Consider the following 19,460-nt stretch of genomic DNA (forward strand, 5'->3'; position numbering starts at 1 on the left):
ACCAAAGATCAAGAAGATCCGGCTAAATTCAATCCTTGGTGGGGGACTTATTGTGGTGGTGGCAAAACAAAATGTGGGAAAGGAGAGTGAGTGACGTGGTTTTTCTCTCTAATATTTTGCACTGCCTGAAAGCTGAGCAGTGCGAAGTAACGCTAACAAAGCCATTTTAAGCACGGCGCGAGGGCGGACGCATTTTGCCTCCGCCAACGCTCTTAGAATGGTTAACTCAGAACTGAACCCAATACCTGCTATGACCATTAGCTTAACAAAGGCAGAGTCCCGGGAACTGTGGCTCGAAGCCAAACAAAACAGCCTACAAATCCTGTCGCAGGAGCCGCTTGAGATGATTTGTGAAATGCCCCCACAACTGGGTATAGACAAAATCGCGATGATTTAACTCGATTTAATGACACAAGCTACTATACCAATCAACTGGGCATTTATCTTCCAGATCGAATTGCAATTACCAACAATCTCAAGCTACTGGCAGGTTTGCGCTACGATCTATTCCATCAATTAGCAATCTTTAGACTGTACGGTTTCGACTCTAACCTCCCTGACCAAGAATTTCTTGATGGTACCCGCCACGTGATTTATCCGTGGAATCAATCCAAAATCTAAAATCTAAAATCCTCAAGCCCCCGAATTTATCCGTAAGGTCAATCCAAAATCCAAAATCTAAAATCTAAAATCTAAAATCGAATGACCTTTCGCAAAATCCCAGTGCCGTGAACCCTCGATTTGGCGTTGTCTATCAACCCATCCCAGAGCTTTTTCTTTACGCCAGTTACTCGCGCTCATTCAAGCCTAACAATGCAGCAGATGGCATTACTAATACTCTGCTGAAACCCGAAAAAGGGGAAGGATTGGAATGGAAGTAGGCGCGAAAACCGAATTGCTTGGAGGTAGACTATCAGCTACTCTGGTATACTTCAAAATCACCAAACAGAATGTAGCGACGAGCGATCCAAGCAATGCCCTTGGGTTTTCGATCGCTACGAGTGAGCAACAAAGCCAGGGGGTTGAATTTGACCTATCAATTTACAGTTCAGCGAACGGTTTCCGTATAGTTTTGATGGCTAATTATCGCCGTTTAAAATTTCAAAGCTAGTGTCATTAACCTACCGCTAAATACGTTTTTTATATAAATAAGGAGTAAAAATTTATGAAAGTTCGCCAACCAATAGTAACAATACATGGTGCGATTGGGATCGCAATCGGGCTATTACTAAGTATCATTAGTTTGACAGGTAGCGCCATTGTCTTTCACCAAGAACTCGATCGCATAATTAACCCATCTTTAATGCGAGTTGTTCCCCAAGCAAAGCTAGTATCCCTTGATAAAATAGTTGCGCCAGTTCAAGCTGCTTATCCTGACTTCCCTCTAGAGTCGATTCGCTTTCCTCAAACGCCGGATGGCAGCTATCAGGTAACAATAAAAGCCAAAGACGGGGAAAACCTAGATACATTTGTCAATCCGTACACGGCTAAGGTTTTAGGGGCGAGAAAATGGGAGCGATCGCTAATGGGATTTCTCTACAACTTTCACTACAAATTAGCCATTGGTCAAGTTGGATCGGTGATTGTCGGCGTGACGGGTTTGCTATTTTTACTAATCGTAATTACAGGGATAATGTTGTGGACTGGTTGGCGAAAATTGAAAAGCGGCTTTACAGTTCGCACAACGGCGCCACTACCGTTATTAAGTTACGACATCCATCAAGTCGGAGGCATTTTATCAAGTACATTTTTACTGATTATGGCTGCGACAGGTGCCATGCTTTCAGGCTTCGTGCTGCTATTTGCATTCAATCAACCTCCGCAAGTTGCAAAAGTATTACCTCCTGCCAAACAACCGGTAGCTTTAAACGAACTATTACGCAAAGCTGATGCAGCTATGCCGGATGGAAAAACGACTTATGTAGTTTTTGACGAACATCAACCTGAAAAAATTACGGTTAGCAAGCAACTTCCTCACGAGTCAATTCGATTTGCTTTGAGTAACGTAGAACTGAACCGATACAGCGGGAAAGTGTTGAATGTCAATCGGGTTGTAGAACCGCCACCTATGTTCAAGTTTATGATTGCGATCGGTACTCTTCATTTCGGTCTTTTCGGCGGAATTTATACTCGCATTCTCTATGTATTCATCGGTTTTATACCCACCGTTTTATTAATCACTGGTTTGGTGAATTGGAAACGCAGACGGTGGCTGATGGCAAGACGGGAATCAGCATCCCAATTGCTTGCTGATGAAACTCAGTCAAATCGGCTTTCTTAGAATAATATATCAAGCTTGGCGTTAATGTGTTTGCTTGGATTTTTACCTATTTAACGCTTGTGAGAGAAAGGGGTCAACAATCCAATACTCCGGGCTGCCACAGGCGGAGGACTGATCTCATTTGCGTTGGCGAAGCCCTCGAAGAGGATCGTAGTCCCGTTCCCGACTCTGCCGGGACTGACGACCTTAACTACCAACTGAGGGGCAGGTATATTGAGGGTGAAAGTCAGCCTGTTTGCCGTCAGCGGGATGTGCTCTGCGGTGAGGATTACCAAGTCGAGATAGCGGTTAGCTGCATCGCCCGATCGCAAGATAGGAACCTGGATTTCGCAGTTATGCGTTTTGATGAGCCGCCAAGGGATGCCAACATTAACTAGCACCAAAAATAAATAGTTGGCAATGGCGGTATTGGGTTCTAATTCTGGCGGCCGCGCGATGAACTCTCCATCAGTCAATTCGTAGCGGTTGTCGGTATTGTCTTCATAGCTGAGGAATTCCTCGAAAGTTAGTTTTAGCAGGTTGATTTGGATCGTGATACTCTCCTTTACTCGCGCACTTAATATACTTTCATAGATAAAATTAAACATTAAATAATCTTAAAGCCCGATCGCCCTCACCGATAAGTATCATGCAGTTTTTACTTGTCGCAACTGAGAATTTACCAAGAGCTTGCTAGCATCATTGGCTGATAGTGCAGGGCTGAAATAATAACCCTGAATTTCTTGACAGTGGAGCGATCGCAAACACTCCAACTGCTCTTTAGTTTCTACTCCTTCGGCTACAACACTCAAGTTCAAATCTCGCCCCAGGGTCGCTACAGCATTGGCGATCGCCCGTTCGCACGGATCGGTCGTCAGTTCGCTGACAAACGACCGGTCTATTTTTAAGATATTCAAGGGAAACTTTTTGAGATAATTTAAAGAACAATAACCCGTGCCGAAATCGTCCAGCGCAATCTGCACTCCCATATTCTGCAACTCCCTCAGAACTGTTGTGGTATAATCCACATCTTGCATTGCTGTAGTTTCGGTAATTTCTAACTCTAAATACTTGGGTGCTAAACCAGTTTTTTCCAAGCAGTTCGCTACCATTTCTAATAAATTAAATTGCTGGAACTGCCGAGCCGAAACGTTGACTGCTACCCGCAAATCTGGCTGCAAAGCATCCTGCCAAGCTTTATTTTGAGTGCAGGCAGTTTGCAGCACCCATTCCCCAATGGATACAATTAGTCCGTTCTCTTCGGCGATCGGGATAAATGTAGCGGGAGTAACTAAACCTAATTCTGGATGTTGCCAGCGCAGCAGGGCTTCCATACCCTGAATTTTCCAAGTAGTGATGTTGACTTTGGGCTGGTAGAAAACCTCGAATTCTCCCTTTTCTAGAGCCTCGTGCAGCCTGTGTTCTATAGTTAGCAACTGGCTGCCTTGGGGATTAATTGTTGAAGTATATAACTGATAGTTATTTCTTCCTTTTTCTTTAGCGCGGTACAAGGCGGCATCGGCATTTTTGACTAAAGTTTCGGCATCTTCACCGTCATCGGGATAAAGGGCTATGCCGATGCTGCTGCTGACATGAAACGCCTGTTCTTCTAGTTTAAATGCTGGCTTTAAATTGTTGAGTATTCTTTGAGCTGTTTTAACTGCATCTTCTAAGCAATTGATGTCGGGAAGCAGTACGGTAAATTCGTCGCCTCCCCAGCGGGCAACCGTGTCAGTCGATCGCAAAGTGTCGCTGATGCGTCCGGCAAAACCTTCTAACAGGCGATCGCCCGCAGCGTGACCTAGTGTATCATTAATCTTTTTGAATCTGTCCAAGTCTAAAAACATCACAGCTAGCATTTTTTTTGTTGTTTTAGCTTTTTTTAATGACGCCAGCAGCCGTTCGTTAAAAAGTATCCGGTTCGGTAAACCGGTGAGTTGGTCGTAAACAGCTTGATAGCGGATAATTTCTTCAGCTTGCTTGCGCTGAGTGATGTCCATCATCGTGCCGATCGCCCTTACTGCTTTGCCACTTTCATTGCGGATGATATACCCGCGATCGAGCACAAAAACATATCCCCCGCCTGCACGGTGGAAGCTGTATTCCTCTGACCAACATTGAGCGTCTGAGTTCATTGCTTCATTGAAGCTTAACATCACTTTTTCTCGTTCTTCAGAATGAATATTTAGCCACCAGGATTCTAATTCTATCGTCTGAGTTTCGTTGAGTTTATATCCAAAAACGTTTTCAAACTCTTTACTCAACCAATACTCATTTTTTAATAAATCAAAATCCCATACTGCATCATTGGTCGCCCGCGTCAGCAGGTGAAAGCGTTCTTCGCTTTTGCGCAGCTTGTCTTCGGATTGCACCCGTTCCGTTACATCCCGAAAGCTGAATACTCGACCAGTAATTTCGCCTCCCGTGCGCTGTGGCAGCGAGTAGCGTTCCAAGATTCTGCCATCTTTAAATTCGATGATATCGAAACTTTCTGCTGCCGGGCGATCGGACAATTCTTTAGCGCGGTTGAGAAAGATTTCCGGGTATTTTAACTGGTTGATTCCGAAACCCAAAATTTGGTTGTTATCTCTCAAATCGAGCAGGAAATCTGGCAACCGCCACATTTGGGCAAATTTACGGTTAAAGCTGACAACTTTTCCTTGGCCGTCAACCGCCAGAATGCCGTCGGCTGTTGATTCAATGGTTGCCTGAAGCAAGGAAATAGATGTTTCTAGTTCTAACTTTGCTAATTTGCGATCGCTGATGTCAAACGCTGTGATTAATATTGACGTTTTTCTCTCAAATTTGATAATATCTACAGTTGCTTCAATCCAGCGGGCTTCTCCGGTTTTCGTGAGAATTTTTATTTCATATTTTGAGCCTGCGCTTGCTGGTGGCTGGCTGCATTTACCCCAGTTTTTAACTATTTCTATAAAATCTAGATGAATTAAGTCGTATAAATCCAACCCTAGCAATTCTTTGCGAGTATATCCAGTCAGAGCTTCTGTCTGAGAATTGACATAGCGCAACTGTCTGCCGTGATAGATCAATGCTGCTGCATTAACAGTTTCTATCAGTTGCCGAAACTTTTTTTCACTGCGCCGCAAATTTCTTTCAGCCCGCTTGCTGTCGGTAAGATCTTGTGCTATATACAACTTGCCGCTGACCTCGCCTTTGCCGTTGCGAATAGTTGAAATAGAAAGCAGTACAATTATTTTTTTTCCATGTTTGGAAAGGTAGACTTTTTCTATGTTACAGACAGAACTTGCGGTTGTTAAATTTGTTAATTCTAACTCGGGCGTAGGTAATTCAGTTTTATTAAAAAGTTCGGCTATTGGTTTGCCTAACAACTCTTTTTTAGAGTATCCCAAAAGTTTACAGGTAGCTTGGTTTAACGACAGAATATTACCGCCGGGGGTGGTCGCAATTATCGAGACGTTCATTTCCTCGCAAATATCGAGGGCATATTCGGCAGTTTGCTGCAAATCTTGGGTCATTGTGGTAATAGTATCCCAGATATCCTGTTCTTTTTTTGGAGGCAACACTTTTTCTCCTTCTGGTAACTTGTCTTTCCCTGTTTCAGACTTCGTTTTGATTAACCCGATCGCTTTGGATAAGATATTTACTCTATTCGTCCTAATTAATAAGGAGATTACTACAGAAATAACAGCCAGATAAGCGATTATTTTTAACTTAAAACTACGCTCTTTTTCAGGGATTTCCTCAGATTGTATAAAATTGTTGCTGGGTAAATTTACTGGTTCTATGCGGGATAATTTACCTAAAAATAAGTCGGCGCTTACAGAAGCAGGAGGGCGAGATGCCGATCGCCAATAGCTAAATTTCTCAGGCGCAACCAAACTTTCTCCTAGAGCGCGGCCGTCTCTATCTCCTACACTTGCCAGCAATATTTTTGCATTAATGCAACATTCCACACCAACAATAGCAGCAGTTAAAGATGCCAAAATTAATCGATATCTAATTTTCATTTGCTCCTGTTCCTAATGTTAAATAGATGCTTTTGCGCTGTAAAAAACCTGAACACACTCGCTCTTAACTTGAGGTAAACAACAAAACATATCCAACGTTATGGGCTGAATTTGATTTTACAACCAAATATTGGTGTTCGTAAATAATTATCATTTTAATCTTAAGTTAAAATGTGTCATCAGCCATTGTGCCACAAATTCTCAGCCATTATGCTTAGACACCGGCCCTAAGCGCGCTAAAATTAGATAATTCTTCCAAGGAAGCGGCTGGGATTGGTTATAAAAATAAACAATTAGCTTAAAATCGATGCAGACACCCACTAATTGAACCAATGAGTCAGACTATCCCAGAACTCCAAAAAGAAGTCCGCGCGCTGCAAGCAGAAGTTGCCGCCCTGCAAGAGTCGCGGGACCAACTTAGCGTACAGCGCTCTGAGTGCCGAGTGGCAGTCAGTTTTCCCAAGAATAATACTCCTGAGGCCATTGCCGAGTTCCACCAGCAAAATGCTGCTTTTGGGGAGCAGTGGTTGCAGCAAATCCAGGAGATTGACCGAGAGACTAAAATTATTGAAAAGCAACTGCAACAAAAACAGGCTGTACTCAATTACAAACAAGGTGAATTAGAAAACTTGCTGGCTGGACAGCACTGGCAAGAAGTAGAAAACCACGTTCAAACTGGGGAAAAACGATTGCAAGCACAAGCTCGCAGAATCAATCAAGCAGCAGCGCAGCTAGAGGCAGAGATCCAAGCTTTAAAAGCACTGTACGATCAACTCAATCCCAGTTATTCCGAGTGGTTTCAACAACCCACTCAAATAGTTGAATTTTCGGCAAAAACAATTCCTTATGCTTTCCCCAGCAGCAGCGGGTTGATATTGGAAAATAAGGAAATTGAGTGGGAAAAAAAGTAGTGTTAAACTGTGAATTTTAAAGGTAAATTAGTAGGGTTGGATGTCGCCGTCGCAGGCTCCAATAAGCAAGATATTCGACGGCGAAATTCAAAGATTTTTACCTAGGTTATTATCTTGCAATCAAAAAGTATACAACCTGGTTCTGCCTTAGCTGTAGCTAATGTTAAAAAAATTGAGTCTCATTTTTTGAAACAGGTTTATTTTTAACTATGGTGTCAATATAAAATATAAAATCTAACAGTCCTGGACGCATCAACTGGGTTGTACGAAAAAACTTCGTTGCAGCCCGGACTCCCTCTAAAAAACGCGGTTTATGAGAGTGAGGAGTGCGTAAGCTTTGTCTAAAATCTCAAATAGACTTACTGATGAAACAATTGATTTGGATAGCGCTATTTATTCTGGTTGCGGTGACGGTTGCGGGTTGGGGTTCTCACTCGTGGCAACGGTTGTCGGCTGTACCCGAAGTTTCGATCGATCGCAATATCCACACTTCCCAAAATCCTTCTCCCTTACCGCCTCCTGCTGAAAAAGATGCTTTTTCTTTGCCCCCAATTGACCAGTCCCGGTTGTGGAAACACGTCGAAACTTTAGCAGGAGAACGCGAGGGAGAACGATCTCGCTCTTTTACTAGAGACTACATTTCCCAACAACTGCAAACATTAGGATTTTCCCCGGATTTGCAGTCGTTCGATCGAGGGGTCAACGTCTTCGCTGAGAGAAAAGGTACTGACTCAAACGCCGGTGCAATTTTAGTGGCAGCACACTACGATACTGTACCCAACTCGCCCGGGGCTGACGACAATGCGACGGGAGTTGCTGTAGTTTTAGAAGTAGCAAGATTGCTGGGTTCTCGCCCCACACCTCGGACATTGCAAGTAGCATTTTTCGACAGGGAAGAAATCGGACTTTTAGGCAGTTTAGCATTCACCGGTAGCGCGGCGCGGTTAAAAAATTTGCAGGGAGCGATCGTCCTCGATATGGTAGGTTATGCGTGCCGCACGCCCGGATGCCAGCAATATCCCGAAGGATTGACAGCGCAACCTTTTCTAGAAGCATCGGGGGTAAAATCTCCCGATAAAGGCGAGTTTATCGCTGTGATTGGGGATGCGGAACATCCGCTGCTGTTGAAAAGTTTTGCGGAGTCTGGAAAAGCCGATTTGCCGCCGGTGGTAGCGCTGCCGGTTCCCCTGAAAGGGTTGCTGACTCCCGATGTTTTGCGCAGCGACCACGCGCCTTTCTGGTATAAAGGAATTGGTGCTGTGTTGGTGACGGATACTGCAAATTTGCGATCGCCCCACTATCACCAATCTAGCGATACATTAGCAACTATCGATCGACCTTTTTTCGCCGGTTCTGCTCAAATTGTTGTTAATGCTACTGCTAAATTATTGGAAGTTCGGTAATCGGTAATCTACTTCTTACCAAGCTCTGCCTGGTAACGCTGCTCCGGAGGCTCTGCCTCCGATTTTCCCACTCAAAGCAAGCGAGGCAGAGCCTCTGGACATCGGTTCCCAGGCAGAGCCTAGGAAGCAGCTAAAATAACTAATAACAAATTAATTAATAACAAATAACCAATAACAAATGATTAACAAAGAAAGTCTGCAACGGCATTTATTGCAACTAGATAATCGAGGTTACAAAGCCTACAAAGACATTCAAGGTAACTACGACTTTTCTGAATTCACATTAATTATTGATTACGTGCAGGGAGATCCGTTTGCTTCTCCCAGTAAATTGAGAGTCAGAGTTCCCCCCAACATTGCTCAAATTCCTTGTCAACTTTTCAACTCTCGCAGTCGAGAAATAGCCCTCAGAGATTACCTAACTCGCCAGTTTGACAAAGCAGCCTACAGCATTAGCAGCAAACGCGGCACAGGGAAAAGTGGTATGATTGCAGTGACTCGCTTCGGACAAGAAGTTTTAGAACGAACTTCCGCATTTATCATTTCCTCAAATACATCCTATCTTGAAGATTTAGGAGGAGTTGAACTGCGATTTGCCGTCGGACTTCCAGCGAGTGGACGCAGTATTTTAGGGCGACAAGCTGCTGAAATGCTGTGCGAAGATATCCCGGAAATTTTCAGCAAATCTCTGAAGTATGCTAACTTAAATGCTGCTGAATGTCGCCGTCATGTTGAAACTGTAGAAGATGCTGACTGGCTGCGGGAACAGTTAGCTGAAAAAGGATTAGTTGGGTTTGTGGCTGACGGTTCTATTTTGCCTCGCCGCACGGGTGTTGACAACAGCCCTTTGTTAAATAATGCTGTGGCTTTTCAGTCGCCGCCGTCGTTAAAAGTTGAGTTTAATTGTCCGAATCGCGGTTTGATTTCCGGTATGGGTATTCCCGCTGGCATTACTTTGATTGTTGGCGGCGGCTATCACGGCAAATCAACTTTACTCAGGGCGATAGAGTTGGGAGTTTACAACCGAATTCCGGGAGATGGTAGGGAATTTGTGGTGACTAATCCGGCGGCAGTTAAAATTAGGGCGGAAGATGGGAGAAGTGTGGCGGGAGTTGATATTTCGCCTTTTATTAACCACTTGCCGCAAGGTAGAGATACTGCACAATTTTATACTGAAAATGCGAGCGGTAGCACGTCGCAAGCTGCTAATATTATTGAGGCTTTGGAAGTGGGGAGAAGGAAGAAGGAAGAAGGAAGAGGGAAGAAGGAAGAAGGAAGAGGGAAGAAGGAAGAAGGAAGAGGGAAGAAGGAAGAGGGAAGAGGGAAGAAGGAAGAAGGAAGAGGGAAGAGGGAAGAAGGAAGAGGGAAGAAGGAAGAAGCTCAATCTTTTGTTTTAGAGACGCAATTAGTCGCTGTTTCAGAAGGGGATTTAGTGCCTGTTTTATTGGTGGATGAGGATACGGCGGCGACGAATTTTATGATTCGCGATCGCCGAATGCAAGAACTCATCGCTAAGAATAAGGAACCGATTACGCCGTTTATTGATAAAGTGAGACAATTGTATGCGGATTATGGCGTATCGACTATTTTAGTAATGGGGGGAAGCGGCGATTATTTTGATGTGGCGGATACTGTGATTGCAATGGAGAATTTTCAAGCATATAATGTGACGGAAAAAGCTAAAGAGATTGCTAATAATTACTCGATTAGCCGTGCTGCTGAAGGGGGAGAATATTTTGGTGAGATTACTCAAAGAGTGCCGGTTCCTGCTAGTTTAGATCCGAGTCGGGGGGGGCGAGATGTGCGGGTGAAGGTGCGGGATGTTGATGAATTGGCTTTCGGAACTGAGGAGATTGATTTGGGTGCTGTTGAGCAAATTGTGGACAGCGGACAGTTAAGGGCGATCGCTGCGGCAATGGTTTATGCTAAGCAGCAATACACGGACGGGAAACGCACTTTGTCGGAAATCATAGATTTGGTGATGGCAGATATTGACGCGCAGGGGATGGATATTTTATCGCCTTTTCCTGAAGGGGATTTTGCGATGTTTCGGCGGTTTGAATTGGCGGCGGCAATTAATAGGCTTCGCAGTTTGTCGGTTGTTGCTAAGTAGACTTGCTTAATATAAGTGTATTGTTGTCCTACTTTTGATATGCTGACAAAAGTGAGTGCAAAAACCGCGATTGAAGTATGACAGGCAATATAGGACAACTGACTGCTTTAAGCGATCGACCGTATTTAGTATTAAGCAATCAAGGGGAGGTTTTACAGTTAGAGTTAAAACAGCAGCAGCACGTATTGGGGCGCGATCGCACTCGTGCTGATTTAGTCATTCCCGATGCTTGGCGGGCAGTTTCCGGCGTTCACGCTGTTTTGCGCCAAATTGGGGATAATTACTGGATTTACGACGGTGACGGGCAGCGACCGAGCACTAATGGCTTATTTGTCGATCGCACTCGCATTACTCCCAATGACGGTTATTGTCTGAAAGACGGTACAGAAATTAAAATCGGTCTCGATCCTCAAAATCAAGTTTTGCTGAGTTATTTTAATCCGCTGGCGAATCAGGTTGCTATCTCTAGCAAGCAGTCAATTCTTCTTAAGAATCGGTCGGTTTTGTTGGGTCGCGATCCAAACGCTTCGCTGCAATTAGATGCGCCGCTTGTTTCTAGACGCCACGCCACAGTTGACCAAGACAGTCGCGGCAATTATATTTTGCGAGACCACAGCGTTAACGGGGTTTTTGTGAACGGTCAGCGAGTCACAAATTCCGTACAATTGTCCGAGGGAGATGCAATTCGGATCGGCCCGTTTACTCTAACTTACCGCAGCGGTGAGTTGGAAATGCAAGACTCCGGCAATCAAATTCGTTTGGATGCTGACAGTCTGGTGATTCCGAAGCGTTTGGATGGGATAAAATTAGCGATCGAACCCGGGCAGTTTGTGGCTTTAGTAGGCGGTAGCGGTGCAGGAAAATCTACTTTAATGCGGACGCTTTTAGGTATTGAAAAAACTACTAATGGCGCTGTGTTTCTCAACGGCGACAACCTGCGCCAAAACTTCAATATTTACCGCAATCAAATCGGTTACGTGCCTCAAGATGATATTGTTCACGCAGATTTAACAGTAGAAGAAGTCTTGAGTTATGCAGCTAAATTGCGATTACCTCCCGATACAGATGTCAATCAGGTAGTCGCAAAAACTTTAGAAGATATTGAAATGACTCACCGCCGCAAGGCTTTGGTAAAACAGCTTAGCGGCGGACAGCGGAAGCGAGTCAGCATCGGAGTTGAACTGTTAGCAGACCCGAAACTTTTCTTTTTAGACGAACCGACTTCAGGACTAGATCCGGGTTTGGATAAGAAGATGATGCAACTGCTGCGAAAGTTGGCAAATCAAGGCCGGACGGTGATTCTGGTGACTCACGCGACGGCAAATATCACGATGTGCGATCGTATTGTTTTTATGGGTCGCGGCGGACGCCTCTGTTACTTCGGCCCGCCTAGGGAAGCGCTCGATTTTTTCGATGTCAAAACTGGCGATTTTGCAGACATTTACAACGAATTAGAAACAGGAGAAAACAACGTTTTAATCTGGGCGGAAAAGTTTAAACAATCTCCCTACTATCAGCGCTATATTGTCAACCACTTCAGCATCGGCAACCCCGGTGGAAAAACACCCTCTGCACCTTCTGTGCCAAAATCTGTATCTTTTGTCAAACAACTCCTTTTGCTCGCCCAGCGCTATTTTCAGCTTATTTCGCGGGACTTAGTTAACTTGAGTTTGGCTCTTTTAACAGCGCCGATCGGCATTAGTTTGCTACGGTTGGCCGTCAGAGATAAAGACCCGTTAATTGGAGCGCCGGAGGCAACTTTAGCACCTTTGGCGCTCAGAGTTTTGTTTGTATTTACCTGCGCGGCGATTTGGGTAGGACTGGCAACTTCTCTGCAAGAAATTGTAAAAGAATCTGCTATTTATTTGCGCGAACGTTTGGTAAATTTAGGATTGTTTGCTTATTTGGGTTCAAAGTTTTTCATACTTTCTGGTTTAGCAGTATTGCAAACGCTGTTAATGGTAGGAGTTATTCTGAGTGCTTTTAAATCTCCCGAACCGAGTTTTATTTCGTGGCCTGTGGGAGCAGGTATTACCACATTCCTAACTTTAATGAGCTGTATAAGTCTCGGATTAGTCGTTTCCGCGCTTGTTAAAAATAGCTCTCAAGCTAACAGCGCTTTGCCTCTATTATTGCTGCCTCAGATTATTTTTTCGGGAGTTTTGTTTAAGATGGAAGGTGCGGCGAGCAAGTTTTCTTGGCTGATGTTAAGCCGCTGGTCTGTGGGTGCTTACGGCTCTTTAGTTAATGTGAATGGGATGGTTCCCGCACCTACTACATTACCGGACGGCAGCATACTTCCTCAACCCTTTGAGCCTACTCCTGTTTACGATCCAACGTGGGAAAATTTGGGTTTGAACTGGGGTATTTTGTGCGTGCATATTTGCGTTTATTTGATGTTGACTCTGTGGTTGCAGAAGCGGAAAGATATTTTATGAATTACTGGCTGATGAAGTCGGAACCGGATGTTTACAGTATTGCGGACTTGAAGGGCGATCGCACTTGTACTTGGGACGGCGTTCGCAACTATCAAGCGCGCAATTTTCTGCGAGAAATGAGTCTGGGAGATTTAGTGTTTTTTTACCATTCTAATACTAAAATACCGGGAATTGTCGGGTTGGTGCGCGTCGTTGAGACTGGGATTGCTGACCCGACTCAGTTCGATATGAATAGCGAATATTACGATCGTAAATCGCAGCTTGATGCACCTCGCTGGCAAACTGTGAGAGTTGAGTTTTTTGAGGAGTTTGCTAAATTAATATCTTTGGATATACTGAAACAAAAGTTTAGTGCTGATGAGATTTGGGTGGTCAGGAAAGGCACTCGGTTATCGGTGATGCCGGTATCTGAAGTTGCTGCTGAGAAGATTTTGAAGATGAAGTAGGAGAAAAGAGGAAAATAGATGCGGATGTCGAGCTGTATAGTGAGAATATGAGATTTAAACTTATTATATTATTTGGAGTTTTCGATGATTAGCGATCGCCTGTCCCACCTGCAATCTGAAGTCCAAGGCTACTACAGGCAACTCGCTGGCAAGGAAACAGCGAAACGGACGGCACGCTTTGAAGACAAGGAACTGCTTCAGCAGCAGATTGACGTACTCAAAAAAGAACTCGGTAGCGTTGAACGAGAATATTGGCTGCGCTGGCGGGCGGAAATTGCCGGATTGACGATTCCCGAAGCGGATGCCGAAATAGTTGCGAGTCAATTGGTGGGGGAAGTGGAGATTCTGGAGATTGAACCTGCGGTTCATAGTAATGCTGAATTGATGAAGGCGTTACAGGAAATCAAAGCGGAATTGAGTAAGCCGGGAATTCCGGCGGCGGGAAAACTCAAAGCAGCGATTCCGTTGTTGCCGGGAGTAATTTCCTATGAGATGGAGTTGGATACGGAAGGATTGTTGCGGCGGGTATTTCCCACGTTTAGTAAGTTGGCAGAGAAAATAAAAAAGTAACGCCCTCCGAAATAACCCGAACTTCGGCGGGGAACCCGCAAAGGACAACAAGGCTTTGGCTAGTTGCAGGGGCGATCGGGTTATTGAGTCTCGGTGGTGGCGGTATAGGTTTGCATTTTCTACAACCTCAGTTATCACCTCTATGTCTGATACAACAGTGCGAACAAAAAAACCAAACTGTAACGGTTCTGTTAGCGGAGTTTGATGGGGTGGATGCGAAAAATTATCGCGTCACAGAAACGATTTTACAGAATTTGCAGGATGCAACTAAAAATTACCCAACCGTGAAAATTCAGCCCCTCAAACAAGCGATTAGTCAGCAGGAAGGTAAAGATAAAGCGCGGGAATTGGGCAAGAATAAAAATGCGGATATTGTGATTTGGGGTTGGTATGGCAAGACGCAGCAGAAAGCAGCAGTCAGCGTGAATTTTGAGATTCTTTCAGCAGCAAAGGATTATATCGATGTAGGTAAGCAAGTGCAGGGAGAAATTCGCACAATGGCGGTGGCTTCCCTAGAACGTTTTGAGGTACAAGTCAATTTAGCGGAGGAACTGAAATATTTAACGTTGGTGACATTGGGGGTGTCTGCTTATGCAGCGGATGATTGGGATAATGCTATTAAGCAACTAACGGAAGCACTTTCAGTGGCTAAACCAAATAAAGCTGCACTTGACCCAGCCACTATCTATTTCTATCGCGGGAATACTTACTACTATAAAAAGGAATACGAGCGCGCCATTGCCGATTTCAATCAAGCCATTCTACTCAATCCTAAATACGTAGAATCCTTCAACAATCGCGGCCTTGCTTACAACGATAAAAAGGAATACGAGCGCGCCATTGCCGATTTCAATCAAGCCATTCTACTCAATCCTAAATACGTAGAATCCTTCAACAATCGCGGCCTTGCTTACAACGATAAAAAGGAATACGAGCGCGCCATTGCCGATTTCAATCAAGCCATTCTACTCAATCCTAAATACGCAGAAATCTTCTACAATCGCGGTCTTGCTTACAACAATAAAAAGGAATACGAGCGCGCCATTGCCGATTTCAATCAAGCCCTTATACTCAATCCTAAATACGCAGATGCCTTCAACAATCGCGGCATTGCTTACAGCTATAAAAAGGAATACGAGCGCGCCATTGCCGATTTCAATCAAGCCCTTATACTCAATCCTAAATACGCAGCAGCATTCTATAATCGCGGCAATACTTACGGCAATAAAAAGGAATACGAGCGCGCCATTGCCGATTACAATCAAGCGCTTCTACTCAATCCTAAATATGCAGCAGCCTTCAACAATCGCGGCAGTGCATACAACAATAAAAAGGAATACGAGCGCGCCATTGCCGATTTCAATCAAGCCATTCTACTCAATCCTAAAGATGCAGCAGCCTTCAACAATCGCGGCAATGCTTACAACGATAAAAAGGAATACGAGCGCGCCATTGCCGATTACAATCAAGCCCTTATACTCAATACTAAATCCGCAAATGCCTTCTACAATCGCGGCAATGCTTACAACAATAAAAAGGAATACGAGCGCGCCATTGCCGATTACAATCAAGCCCTTATACTCAATCCTAAATACGCAAATGCCTTCTACAATCGCGGCATGGCTTACAACGATAAAAAGGAATACGAGCGCGCCATTGCCGATTACAATCAAGCCCTTATACTCACTCCTAAAGATGCAGAAGCCTTCAACAATCGCGGCATTGCTTATGAACTCAAAGGCGACAAAGTAAAAGCAATTGAAAGCTATCGCCAAGCTTTAGCCGTCGCTCAATATCCGCAGGTGAAGGAGTTTGCCCAGCGGAAGCTGCAAGAACTGGAAGGGAAGTAATTTTAAATTTTAGATTAAAACTAGAAAGGATATTCTATTTTACTTGGTCTACTTAATCCCAGCTATGATATAATTAGTCATCCGATTTTGTATATGAGTCTGAGGATGAGACGTTAGTTTTAGAATCGGTTGAGTTTCAGATTAGTTTAAGGGATATTTACGATCGCATAAAATTTGAGATTCTTAAATGATGATAATCTCAGAAATCAGGATACGGCAATGCCGTTTCCCTACAATGAATCGGGGTAGGGACACGGCAATGCCGTGTCCTCTATCATTCCGGTGTCTTAGCTAAAGACCGGCCGCACAAACAGCCGCACCAATTAACCCTACATTGGGATTCAAAACCAATCGAACCGGCATCATTTCTAACAGCGAATCCATCCGGCCTTTGTGCGTAAAAGCTCGCATAAAACCCCCTTCTAGAATCAGCGGCAAAATCTTAGCAGCGATGCCGCCGGCTACGTACAAACCGCCGTAAGGTAACAGTGTCACAGCCAGATTTCCCGCCACTGCACCGTAGGCTTCTACAAACATTTGCATTGTTTGTTCCGAAAGCCGATCGCACTTTTTGAGTGCCGCCTGCGCAATTGTCGCCCCCGGATCGACACTCTTCTCGCTTTTACCCATTTCTGACTCCCATTTTTTGATAACTTCCCCTACCTCCGGCGATTCAGGAGCAAACTTTCTGTCCCGCAAAAACTGGTAAATTGAAACAATCCCTTGTCCCGAAACTACACGCTCGATGGATATTCTTTGAATGTCGTGTTTTGCTAACAAATATTTCAGCAATTGAAACTCCAACTCCGAACGAGGAGAAAAGTCACCGTGTCCCCCTTCCGAAGAAAAAACCCTGATGCCATTTGCCTCGGGAATTGCAAAACAATTTCCCAAACCAGTCCCCGCACCAATAACAGCAATTGGATCGTGTTGGCGGGGTTTTCCTACTTGCAAAATGTGCAAATCTCGCTCGTCTAAACCCCACACGCCGTAGCCAACCGCAACAAAATCATTAATTAAACTGACGCGGGATATTCCTAATTCTTGTTCCAGACGCTTCGCATCCAGCCTCCAAGGCAAATTAGTCAGTTTTGCAGTGTTGTTAACCACTGGCCCTGCGATCGCAAAACAAGCTTTTTCAGGTTCAGGTGCAAAATTTAACTTAATAGCAGCTTCCGTCAAAAAATCCTGCACCATCGGTACTAAATCAGGGAACTCCCCGCTCGGATAGCGAAACTCGTAAAGAGCGTTCATTTCACCCTTAACAGTCCTTTCCACCAAGCGTAAAATTGTCTTAGTTCCGCCAATATCGCCCGCTAATAATAATGCCATAAATCTCTTTTTCCACCAAACATAACATTCCCCATTTAAACACCCACAGTATTAATTGCCAACCAAGCACGCAGCACCTCAGCCACAGTCCAAGCTTGAGCCGTGCAGCCCCGCGGCGAGTGGGGGGCGTCGCCCTCAAAAATTTCGCTCAGACTGCCAACTCCGCCGGCCATTATATGATGTGCCATCGGTTCGAGGAATTCGCGAGCTTGTGCTGGGTCTTTGTATACGTGCAAGTGCGCCAAGACAAACGGGCCAATCAGCCAGCCCCAAGCTGTACCCTGGTGGTAGGCGCTGTCGCGCTGCAATTGGTCGCCTCCGTATGCGCCGCGATACTGCGGGTGCTGCGGCGAGAGGCTGCGGAGGCCGACAGAAGTCAGAAGCTGTTGAGCGCAGCCGTCCACTACGGCGCGACGCTGGATGGGCGTCAGTAACGGTGTATAGCGGGTTTCCTGGCGCATCCCCGCTGACAAGGAGTTGGCGGAGTGAGGAGAAATCGAGTTTAGGGGCAGGGATACGGCGAATATTTGGTTGGGCCGCAGGGAGCTATCGTCTCCGTCGGGGCCGTCGAGAACGTCGTAACAGTAATCGGTTGAGGCGTTCCAGAAGCGAGGGAATCCGGCGGCCGTTCGATCGCCCAATTGCTCGTATTCATTGTGAGGCTTGCCCAGTTTTCGAGCAAAACTTGCCATTGCTTGTATAGCATTGTACCAAAGCGCGCTGAGTTCGATCGGCTTACCAATCCGAGGCGTCACCACCCAATCGCCGATTTTCGCGTCCATCCAAGTCAGTTGCACACCCTTCTCGCCGGCGTAGATTAAACCGTCATCGGAATCGAGGCGGATGTTATACCGAGTTCCCTGTACGTGCCAATTAACTATCTCACATAATGTCGGCCAGAGTTCGCTCAAAAGCTCCTCGTCCCCCGTGGCCTCGATATAAGCGCGAATTGCCTCAAAGTACCACAGAGTGGCGTCTGCGGTGTTGTATTCCGGTGCGCCGCCCGCATCCGGGAAGCGGTTCGGCAGCATCCCCCGATCGACATACCGCGCAAATGTCCGCAAAATCGATCGCGCAATTTCCCATCGCCGGGTACAGATTGTGAGGCCTGGTAGGGCGATCGTCGTGTCGCGCCCGTAGTCGCTGAACCAGGGATATCCGGCGATGATCGTTTTGCCTTCGGGTTCCTCCGGTAGCGGGCGGCTGACGATAAATTGGTCGGCGGCTAGCACTAAGGTATTGATCCAGTCGGGAGATTCGCTCACTTTGGACCAGTTGTGCAGCAGTTGTTGGTCATAAGTGTGGCGCACTTCTAAAGCTTTACCGCCGTTGAGTTCTGGATTTTTCTCGGTGCTGGCTATCAATGTGAGAGAACTTCCCGGTGCGATCGTCATGTGAAAAGTCGCCGCGTGCAAGTGATCCTCGCAGCAGTCCAATCCGCGCCGCTTTTCTGCTGCCAAGTCAAATCCGTAGTACCAATTGTATAAGGGCGTAGAGACGCGAAATTGTGCCTCTGGTTCGGCATCCGTCAGCAGGTACAGGGGTGCAGACTTGGGAAAGGCCGTCACGCAAACCCCGCTCTGCAAGGTTTCTAGGCTCATCTGCCAGTCGCCGGCGCTCGTCGTGTGGTGGTAGTCGCGATAGTTGATTAGGGCTTTAACAGCGAGGGCGATCGGTTTTGAGGCGCGGTGCAACCGGTATTGAATATATGTTGTGTTAGCACTTTGCTGCATCCAAATCCGCTTTTCCAGGATAGCGTCGGCGAGAGCAAACCTCCAAACTGGCGTCGTGCCTTCGAGGTGAAAGCTTTCGACATATTTGTAGCCGTGGGGTCCGATCGTACCGTCGGCCCAGCGGTTTGTATAAAGCGGATAGGGGCGATCGTTATACACAGCCGTCTCGTCCAGCTTGGCGAGCATCAAAGTGCGTCCCAGCGGGGGTTTGAGGGCGGCTACCAGCAAGCCGTGATAGCGGCGGGTGAGGAGATTTGCGATCGTCCCGCTAGCATAACCGCCGATCCCGTTTGTGACCAACCACTCCCGAGACTCCGCCGAGTCGAGATTGCAGCAGATTTCCCGTCCAAAAGCCATAACCATAAAATCCACACTCGCGCTGATTTTTGACCTACCTTTAGGTAGATTTTCGACA

At 45.7% G+C, this 19,460-nt stretch carries 15 protein-coding genes; 11 read left to right on the plus strand and 4 right to left on the minus strand.

What is annotated here, in order from left to right:
* The first annotated feature begins 250 nt into the window (after positions 1-250).
* The 4 genes from QUA20_RS26095 (at position 251) to QUA20_RS26110 (ending at position 2,281) form a co-directional block, all read left to right on the plus strand.
* Positions 251-397 carry a hypothetical protein gene (locus QUA20_RS26095; protein WP_333192499.1) on the plus strand — a complete coding sequence of 49 codons (147 nt, stop codon included), beginning with the start codon at positions 251-253 and terminating at the stop codon, positions 395-397.
* A 331-nt stretch (positions 398-728) separates the two neighbouring features.
* Positions 729-881: a TonB-dependent receptor gene (locus QUA20_RS26100; protein WP_333192501.1), complete on the plus strand. Its 153-nt coding sequence runs from the start codon at positions 729-731 to the stop codon at positions 879-881.
* Positions 872-1,111: a TonB-dependent receptor domain-containing protein gene (locus QUA20_RS26105; protein ID WP_333192503.1), complete on the plus strand. Its 240-nt coding sequence runs from the start codon at positions 872-874 to the stop codon at positions 1,109-1,111. Before QUA20_RS26100 ends, QUA20_RS26105 begins: the two co-directional genes overlap by 10 nt.
* Positions 1,112-1,165: 54 nt before the next feature.
* On the plus strand, positions 1,166-2,281 hold the full coding sequence (locus QUA20_RS26110; RefSeq protein ID WP_333192505.1) for a PepSY-associated TM helix domain-containing protein: 1,116 nt from the start codon (positions 1,166-1,168) through the stop codon (positions 2,279-2,281).
* Between the two features lie 50 nt (positions 2,282-2,331).
* Here the strand turns inward: QUA20_RS26110 and QUA20_RS26115 are convergent, their stop codons facing one another.
* Both QUA20_RS26115 and QUA20_RS26120 read right to left on the minus strand, forming a co-directional pair.
* Positions 2,332-2,868 (minus strand): Uma2 family endonuclease, encoded by a 537-nt coding sequence (locus tag QUA20_RS26115; protein ID WP_333192507.1) that lies wholly within the window; start codon positions 2,866-2,868, stop codon positions 2,332-2,334.
* Between the two features lie 39 nt (positions 2,869-2,907).
* Positions 2,908-6,249: an EAL domain-containing protein gene (locus QUA20_RS26120; RefSeq protein WP_333192510.1), complete on the minus strand. Its 3,342-nt coding sequence runs from the start codon at positions 6,247-6,249 to the stop codon at positions 2,908-2,910.
* A gap of 332 nt (positions 6,250-6,581) precedes the next feature.
* Here QUA20_RS26120 and QUA20_RS26125 point away from each other — a divergent pair, with 332 nt between their 5' ends.
* From QUA20_RS26125 to QUA20_RS26155, 7 genes are all read left to right on the plus strand, one after another.
* Complete coding sequence (locus QUA20_RS26125) at positions 6,582-7,160, plus strand: hypothetical protein (RefSeq protein WP_333192513.1); 579 nt, start codon at positions 6,582-6,584, stop codon at positions 7,158-7,160.
* A 365-nt stretch (positions 7,161-7,525) separates the two neighbouring features.
* Positions 7,526-8,563, plus strand: coding sequence for a M20/M25/M40 family metallo-hydrolase (locus tag QUA20_RS26130; RefSeq protein ID WP_333192515.1), 1,038 nt, complete (start codon positions 7,526-7,528; stop codon positions 8,561-8,563).
* A 178-nt stretch (positions 8,564-8,741) separates the two neighbouring features.
* Positions 8,742-10,676, plus strand: coding sequence for a P-loop domain-containing protein (locus tag QUA20_RS26135; RefSeq protein ID WP_333192517.1), 1,935 nt, complete (start codon positions 8,742-8,744; stop codon positions 10,674-10,676).
* 77 nt (positions 10,677-10,753) lie between these two features.
* Complete coding sequence (locus QUA20_RS26140; RefSeq protein WP_333192519.1) at positions 10,754-13,114, plus strand: FHA domain-containing protein; 2,361 nt, start codon at positions 10,754-10,756, stop codon at positions 13,112-13,114.
* Positions 13,111-13,560, plus strand: a complete 450-nt coding sequence (locus QUA20_RS26145; RefSeq protein ID WP_333192521.1) for an EVE domain-containing protein — start codon at positions 13,111-13,113, stop codon at positions 13,558-13,560. Before QUA20_RS26140 ends, QUA20_RS26145 begins: the two co-directional genes overlap by 4 nt.
* Before the next feature lie 84 nt (positions 13,561-13,644).
* Complete coding sequence (locus QUA20_RS26150; RefSeq protein ID WP_333192524.1) at positions 13,645-14,130, plus strand: hypothetical protein; 486 nt, start codon at positions 13,645-13,647, stop codon at positions 14,128-14,130.
* A gap of 83 nt (positions 14,131-14,213) precedes the next feature.
* The gene (locus tag QUA20_RS26155; RefSeq protein WP_333192527.1) at positions 14,214-15,980 is read left to right on the plus strand and encodes a tetratricopeptide repeat protein; all 1,767 of its coding nucleotides are present in this window, start codon (positions 14,214-14,216) and stop codon (positions 15,978-15,980) included.
* Positions 15,981-16,271: 291 nt separating this feature from the next.
* Here the strand turns inward: QUA20_RS26155 and QUA20_RS26160 are convergent, their stop codons facing one another.
* Together QUA20_RS26160 and QUA20_RS26165 are read right to left on the minus strand one after the other, a co-directional pair.
* A complete protein-coding gene (locus tag QUA20_RS26160) occupies positions 16,272-17,312 on the minus strand; it encodes a glucokinase (protein WP_333192529.1) in 1,041 nt (346 codons plus the stop codon).
* Positions 17,313-17,347: 35 nt separating this feature from the next.
* Positions 17,348-19,408, minus strand: a complete 2,061-nt coding sequence (locus QUA20_RS26165; RefSeq protein ID WP_333192531.1) for an amylo-alpha-1,6-glucosidase — start codon at positions 19,406-19,408, stop codon at positions 17,348-17,350.
* Between the last annotated feature and the right edge of the window lie 52 nt (positions 19,409-19,460).

The organism is Microcoleus sp. Pol7_A1 (assembly GCF_036701085.1).
Lineage (GTDB): Bacteria > Cyanobacteriota > Cyanobacteriia > Cyanobacteriales > Microcoleaceae > Microcoleus > Microcoleus asticus.